The following is a 6,033-nucleotide window of genomic DNA, read 5'->3' as shown; positions in this document are numbered from 1 at the left end:
GACCCCGGCTCTCTGCCTGTGGGTTGTCTTGCCGCCGCTGGCGCCGCTACAGCATCAGCACGGCGAACAGCGACTTCACCTCGTCGGCCGATTCGGCCATGATGTCGTGCAGCGTGCCTTCGCCGACCACGAAATCGATGGTGCGCGCCGCTTGCGGCGTGGTGGCGCCGGGCCGCTCGTGCAGCGGCGACGGGATGGGCGCCAGGTCGTTGGCCAGCAGCAGGGTGTCGCCCAGGGTTTCGGGCGGCAGCGCGCGCATGCCGTGCCACAGCGCCTCGACCGAGGCCTGCACCGCCTCCGGAATGACCAGCTTGGCGAACACGCCACGGCCGATGGCCACCTCGCCGTGCTCGACCCAGTCCTCCGGCTCGCCGTCCATGATGCCGGGGTAGGCGCCGGCCTGCGACAACATGTAGAAGCCGGCCACCTCGTGGACGATGCCGGCGAACAGCGCCGTGTCCGGGTCGACCCGGGTGACGCGGCGGGCGATCACCTGGGCCAGCGCGGCGACGTGGGCGGTGTGCTGCCACAGCGCGCTGGCCTTGGCCTGCAACACCGGGTCGCTGATCTGGCTGCCGATCTGCCGCACGATCAGCGCCGCCACCAGCGACTGCAGGGTGCGCACGCCGAGGCGCTGCACGGCCGAGCGGACATTGGTGATCTCGTTGCCGGAACGGTTGTAGGCGACCGAGTTGGCGATCGCCACGGCGCGCGCCGACAGCAGCGGGTCGGCCTGGATCAGCTTGACGGCGGCCTCGCTGTGGCAGTCCGGGTCGTTCAAGGCCTGCTGGAGTTTGATGGAGGCGCTCACGTTGCTGGGGAACGTCAGTTCTCCCCGGCTCGCTTGAGCGGCGATGTGTTGAAAGGCGGCTAGTCTGTCCATTGAAAAAATTATACTCGCAATATTGCTGTACGGAATTTTTTAAATGTTGTTGTATGCATCGTCCGGCCCGGCTAGTATGCGCCCAAAAAAACGGGGCCGGCGCCGGCCCGGGCGGCTCTCCGAAGAAAAACCGCCGGGTCGGGCGCCGGCCCCGTTGTTGTTGCCCCGCCTTGGCGCCCCGCCTTGGCGCACCGCCTTGGCGCCCCGCCTCAGCGGCGCCGCGCCGCCGCAGCGTGGCCTCAGGCCTCGCTGAAGATGGCGTCGCAGCCGTCCCGGGTGCCGTCGGTGTCCTCCAGCTCGTCGACCAGGCCGAGGTCGAACAGCTCCTCGATCGCGTTGATGTAGCTGTTGGGCTTGGTCGCGCCGATCAGGCGGTAGATCTCGCCATCCTCGTTGCGGATGCCGATCAGCAGTTTTTCCTGGCGCACGATGTCCGGGGTGCTGACGTTGAGCAGCAGGTTGCCGATGATGTGTTTGTCGAATTTCGCAGGCGTCATGCCCTCGAGCAGAGTCGTTTTCAAATGATTTCCTTGGTTGTGTCGAGAATGGGTGGCGGGCCGCCGGCCGCTATCACCTGTTTGAGTCCGGCCAGCGTTTTTTCAAGGGCGGCGAAGTCGTCCTCGCTGTAGTGGGCGAACACCTGGCCGCCCATCGCTATGACCTGTGGAAACACCTCGCAGAAGGTTTGTTCGCCGGCCGCGGTGAGGCGGATGAAGAAGGAGCGCTTGTCGTCGACGCTGCGCTCCCGCGCCACCAGTCCCTTGTGTTCCAGCCGGTCGATCACGCCGGTCAGCGTACCCTTGGTGATCAGGGTCTTGTCGCCCAGTTCCTTGTACGTCATGCCGGCCGTGTTGCCCAGCGTGGCGATGATGTCGAACTGGGCGTGCGTCAGGCCGCAACGACGCACGTGTTCGCCCGACAGGCGTTCAAAACCCTGTAGGCATTCGGCCAGCAGCCGGATACTTTTCAAATATCGTTCACCCATAGGCATGATTATAGCTGTCCGGCCGCCGACCGCCGGCCGGTTCGCCATTTTCGCCACGGCCGGGTACTATATGCCGTGCGCCAATAAGTTGGCAGTTTATCTATCCGCTTCGAGATACCCCTTCATGCCCCACCACCTTCGCGGTATCGCCGCCCTGCTCGTCGTCACCCTGGTCTGGGGCACCACCTTTCCCGCCATGAAGGACATGACCGGCAGCCTGTCGGCCACCTGGATCGTGCTGGTCCGCTTCGCCCTGGCCAGCCTGCTGCTGTCGCCCTTCCTGTGGCGCGCCCGCCGCGCCGACCTGGCCCAGGGCGCGCTGGTCGGCGTGGTGCTGTTCGTCTGCTACGTCTGCCAGATCGAAGGCCTGGCGCTGACCAGCTCCAACCGCAACGCCTTCGTCACCGGGCTGAACGTGCTGGTGGTGCCGCTGCTGGGCGTGCTGGCGGGCAAGGCGCCGGAGCGCCGCATCGTCGTCGCCCTGTTGCTGGCGCTGGCCGGCCTGTTCGCGCTGTGCTGGGACGGCGGCCTGAGCTGGGGGCGCGGCGACACCCTGGCCTTGCTGGCGGCGCTGTGCTTCGGCGTCTACGTCAAGATGATGGAGGGCGCCACCCGCAAGGTCGACAAGCTGATGACCTTGACGGCGGCGCAGATCGTCACCGTGGCGTTGTGCGCGGCGCTGTGGCTGGCGGTGCGGGAGGTGCCGGGCGGCGCCGCCGCGCACCACTATTGGGCCGGCCTCGGCGCGGCCCTGGGCAAGTATTCGAGCAATTTGATTTACCTGGGCGTGGTCGCCACCGCCGCCATCATCTCCTTGCAGACCTGGGGCCAGAGCCACAGCACGGCCAACGAGGCGGCGGTGATCTACGCCTTCGAGCCGGGCTGCGCCGCCATCTTCGCCTATTTCTGGCTCAACGAGACGCTGGCCTGGACCGGCCTGGTCGGCGCCGCCCTGTTGATCTCCGGTATGATAGTGAGCCAGTGGAGCACCGTGCGCCCGTCCGCCGCGCTGGCGCCGGAATGAGGCCGCCACCACGCCTGCGGCACCCCACGACAACCATGCCACGAGTCCCCAGCCCGCCCGATGTCCTTCGCTAATCTTTCCCGCATCGCCCAGGAGCGGCCGCTGCGCATGTTGCTGGTCAACGCCGGCGAGGCCGACGCCCTGACCTGGGCCGGCCTGGTGCAGCCGCTGCGCCGCGCCGCCGCCATCCTCGGCCCGGAGGTCCTGCGGCTCGACGTGCGCACGCCGGCCGAGGCGGCCGTGGCCCAACCCGGCTGGCACCTGGCCCTGCTGGTGGCCGACGAAACCCAGGCGCCGCCGCCGCCCGAGCTGTGCCGCGCCGTCATCGAGCGCTGCCGCTCGGCGCAGTTCTGGGGCGGCGTCGGCGCCGCCGTGTTGTGGCTGGCCGACGCCGGCGTGATGGGCGGCGTCCGGGTCGCCCTGCCGTGGGCGCTGTACGCCGACACCGAGGAGATCAGCGACCGCGCCATCCTCACCCCGCATCTGTTCGAGATCGACGGCCGCCACCTGAGCTGCTGCGGCGGCGCCGCCAGCATCGACTTCGCGCTGACCCTGGTCGAGAGCCTGTTCGGCGCGACGGTGCAGGCCAGCATCAAGGAGGCCTTGTGCGTCGAGCGCGTGCGCGGCCACGAGGAGCGCCAGCGGGTGGCCCTGCAGGCCCGCTTCGGCGCGCTGCAACCCAAGCTGTCCGAAGCGGTGACCTTGATGGAGGCCAACATCGAGGAGCCGCTGTCGACCGACGACATCGCCAACCTGGTCGGCCTGTCGCGCCGCCAGCTCGAACGCCTGTTCAAGCAATACCTGGGCAGCCTGCCGTCGCGCTACTATCTGGAGCTGCGTTTGCAGCGGGCCCGTCAGTTGCTGCTCGATACCAACAATTCCATCGTCCAGGTCGGGCTGATGTGCGGCTTCTCGTCCGGCTCGCACTTTTCCACCGCCTTCGGCGCGCTGTTCGGCAACACCCCGCGCGAGGAGCGCCAGCGCAAGCTGATGCCGGCGGCGGCGGCGGCGGCTGCGGCGGCGTAGTCGCGGCGCGGATGGCGGCAAGCCCTGCGGGACGCCGGCTGACCCCAGCGGCAAATGCCGGGGTCGGACCCGGCGGGTCCGACCCCAGGTTGCGCCCTTGGGGCAAGGTTGCGCTGTTGGAGTAAGCGTGCCGAACGCCGTGGCCTAGGCCGCCGGTCCCGGTCCGCCGGGCTGCTCGAAGTGGGGCAGCGGCACCATGCCGTGGGCGCCGCTGGCGTTGCCGTCGGTGAGCACCGGCGCCACCAGCGGCAGCACGATGTGGAAGCGGGTGCCGCGGCCGACCCCGCTGTTGACCACGATGCCGCCGCCCAGCACGCCGGTGACCAGGGTCTGCACGATGTACAGGCCCAGCCCCGAACCGCCCTGGCCCAGCCGGGTGGTGAAGAAGGGGTCGTAGATCTTGCCGCAGAACTCGACCGCGATGCCGGCGCCGTCGTCGCTGTAGTCGAGCGCCAGCTTGCCGCCCTGCGCCACGGCGGCGATGCGCACCAGGCCGGGCCGGCCCTCCTTGAAGCCGTGCACCAGGGTGTTCTCCAGCAGGTTCGACAGCACCTGGGCCAGCGGCCCGGGGAAGCTGTCGAGCTCGATGTCGTCGGCGATCTCGACCTCGACCCGGTGCGGCGTGTTCTTCCAGGCGTTGCGGTGGGTAGCGATCACCTCGTCGACGGTGCGGCGCAGCGGGAAGCGGCGCCGGCGCGCGCTGGCCTGGTCCACCGCCAGCTCCTTGAAATTGTCGATCAGGCCGGCGGCGCGGTAGGCGTTGCGCTCGATGATGTCGCACACCTGCTGGCACTGGCCGACGAAATCGTCGGCCACCGAGCGCTTCAGCGCGCCCTCGGCCATCGCCTTGCCGAAGGCGCTCACCCGCGCCTTGAGCGTGGTGGCGGCGGTCAGGGTGCTGCCCAGCGGCGTGTTGAGCTCGTGGGCGATGCCGGCCACCAGCCGCCCCAGCGAGGCCACCTTCTCGGTCTGCACCAGCTGGTCGGTGGCCAGGCGCAGGTCCTCGTTGGCGCGGCGCAGTTCGGCGGTGCGCAGCTCGACGCGCAGTTCGAGCGCCTCGTTGAGCTGCTGGATCTCGCCCTCGCGGGCGCGGCGCACGCCGATCTCCTCGCGCAGCTCGGCGGTGCGGCGCTTGACCATCACGCGCAGCTGCAGGATGAAGACCAGCGCCACCAGCACCGCCAGCGCCAGCGCGCCGAGCGGGCGGTAGTCGACGTCGTGGCTGTAGTGCACCGTCGTCCACTTCTGCCGGAAGGCGTCGCGCTCGCCCTTGGGGATGGCGGCCAGCGCCAGGTTCAGCATCGGCAGCAGCGCGTCCCAGTCGCTGCGCACGCCGATGCCGACCTGGTAGTTGTAGTCGGTCTCGCCGGCGACGCGGATGTCGCTGGCGCCCAGCTCGACCAACTGGTGGGTGCCGGTCAGCAGCGGGCCGATGATGGCCGCCGCCGCGCCCCGGTGCAGCATGTCGGCGCCCTCGCGGAAGCTGCCCACCGGGACCTGGACGATGGTCGGCCAGTCGCGCCGCATCGCCTCGACGATGCTGCTGCGGGCGCTGACGGCGACGCGCTTGCCGGCCAGGCCGCCCATGCCGCCCGGCGGCGGCGTGCTGGTGGGGGCGAAGATCACCACCGGCGTGCTCAGATAGGTATCGCTCAGGCGCATGAAGCTTTGCCGCGTCGGCGTTTGGACGATGGCCGAGATCAGGTCGACCTGGCGCCGCTCGATGCGGCCCAGGCTGTCGGCCACCGAGTCGGTGCGCACCAGTTCGAAGCGCAGGCCCAGCATCGCTTCGACGCGGTGGAGGAATTCGATCGAGATGCCGCGCGGCTGGCCGTCCTCGCCGGCCGACTCGATCGGCGCGCGGGTGGCGTCGACCGCGACGCGGATGCGCGGGTGGGCCGCCAGCCAGGCGCGCTGCGGCGCCGTCAACGCCAGCGTCGCCGCTGGCGCGGCGGCGGCGGCCGGCGCGGTCGCCGGCGCGGTGGGCGCCGCCGTGGACGCGGCGGCGGCCTGCGCCTGCCCCTGCGCCGATGCCGCGCCGCCCCAGGCCAGGGCCAGGAGGGTGCCGCAGACGGCCAGCAGGGTGCGTGCAAGGGGCATGGTGGAGGATCCGTG

6 protein-coding genes are annotated in these 6,033 nt (G+C 70.0%); 2 read left to right on the top strand and 4 right to left on the bottom strand.

The genetic code is table 11. The features are described 5' to 3' along the window. Window positions 1-46 precede the first annotated feature (46 nt). From H7U20_RS15720 to H7U20_RS15710, 3 genes are all read right to left on the bottom strand, one after another. Window positions 47-883, bottom strand: coding sequence for an HDOD domain-containing protein (locus H7U20_RS15720; RefSeq protein WP_199760092.1), 837 nt, complete (start codon window positions 881-883; stop codon window positions 47-49). 239 nt (window positions 884-1,122) lie between these two features. Then, entirely contained in the window at window positions 1,123-1,404 is a 282-nt protein-coding gene (locus H7U20_RS15715; protein WP_199760091.1) for a hypothetical protein, read from the bottom strand. Further along, the gene (locus tag H7U20_RS15710) at window positions 1,401-1,868 is read right to left on the bottom strand and encodes a MarR family winged helix-turn-helix transcriptional regulator (protein ID WP_199760090.1); all 468 of its coding nucleotides are present in this window, start codon (window positions 1,866-1,868) and stop codon (window positions 1,401-1,403) included. The genes H7U20_RS15715 and H7U20_RS15710 overlap by 4 nt, the downstream gene beginning before the upstream one ends. A gap of 124 nt (window positions 1,869-1,992) precedes the next feature. On the opposite strand from H7U20_RS15710, the gene H7U20_RS15705 reads away from it, so the two are divergent. Then, window positions 1,993-2,892 carry a DMT family transporter gene (locus H7U20_RS15705; RefSeq protein ID WP_199760089.1) on the top strand — a complete coding sequence of 300 codons (900 nt, stop codon included), beginning with the start codon at window positions 1,993-1,995 and terminating at the stop codon, window positions 2,890-2,892. Between the two features lie 60 nt (window positions 2,893-2,952). Further along, window positions 2,953-3,918 (top strand): GlxA family transcriptional regulator, encoded by a 966-nt coding sequence (locus tag H7U20_RS15700; RefSeq protein WP_199760088.1) that lies wholly within the window; start codon window positions 2,953-2,955, stop codon window positions 3,916-3,918. Between the two features lie 144 nt (window positions 3,919-4,062). Here the strand turns inward: H7U20_RS15700 and H7U20_RS15695 are convergent, their stop codons facing one another. After that, complete coding sequence (locus H7U20_RS15695; protein ID WP_199760087.1) at window positions 4,063-6,018, bottom strand: ATP-binding protein; 1,956 nt, start codon at window positions 6,016-6,018, stop codon at window positions 4,063-4,065. Window positions 6,019-6,033 lie beyond the last annotated feature (15 nt).

It is taken from the genome of Rugamonas violacea (assembly GCF_016461825.1).
Taxonomy (GTDB): domain Bacteria; phylum Pseudomonadota; class Gammaproteobacteria; order Burkholderiales; family Burkholderiaceae_D; genus Rugamonas.
This window is presented reverse-complemented; position numbering and strand designations above follow the sequence as displayed.

Coding starts and splice junctions, on each gene's coding strand:
- H7U20_RS15705 (WP_199760089.1), top strand. CDS start 1,993: ATGCCCCACCACCTTCGCGGTATCGCCGCCCTGCTCGTCGTCACCCTG.
- H7U20_RS15700 (WP_199760088.1), top strand. CDS start 2,953: ATGTCCTTCGCTAATCTTTCCCGCATCGCCCAGGAGCGGCCGCTGCGC.
- H7U20_RS15710 (WP_199760090.1), bottom strand. CDS start 1,868: ATGGGTGAACGATATTTGAAAAGTATCCGGCTGCTGGCCGAATGCCTA.
- H7U20_RS15695 (WP_199760087.1), bottom strand. CDS start 6,018: ATGCCCCTTGCACGCACCCTGCTGGCCGTCTGCGGCACCCTCCTGGCC.
- H7U20_RS15720 (WP_199760092.1), bottom strand. CDS start 883: ATGGACAGACTAGCCGCCTTTCAACACATCGCCGCTCAAGCGAGCCGG.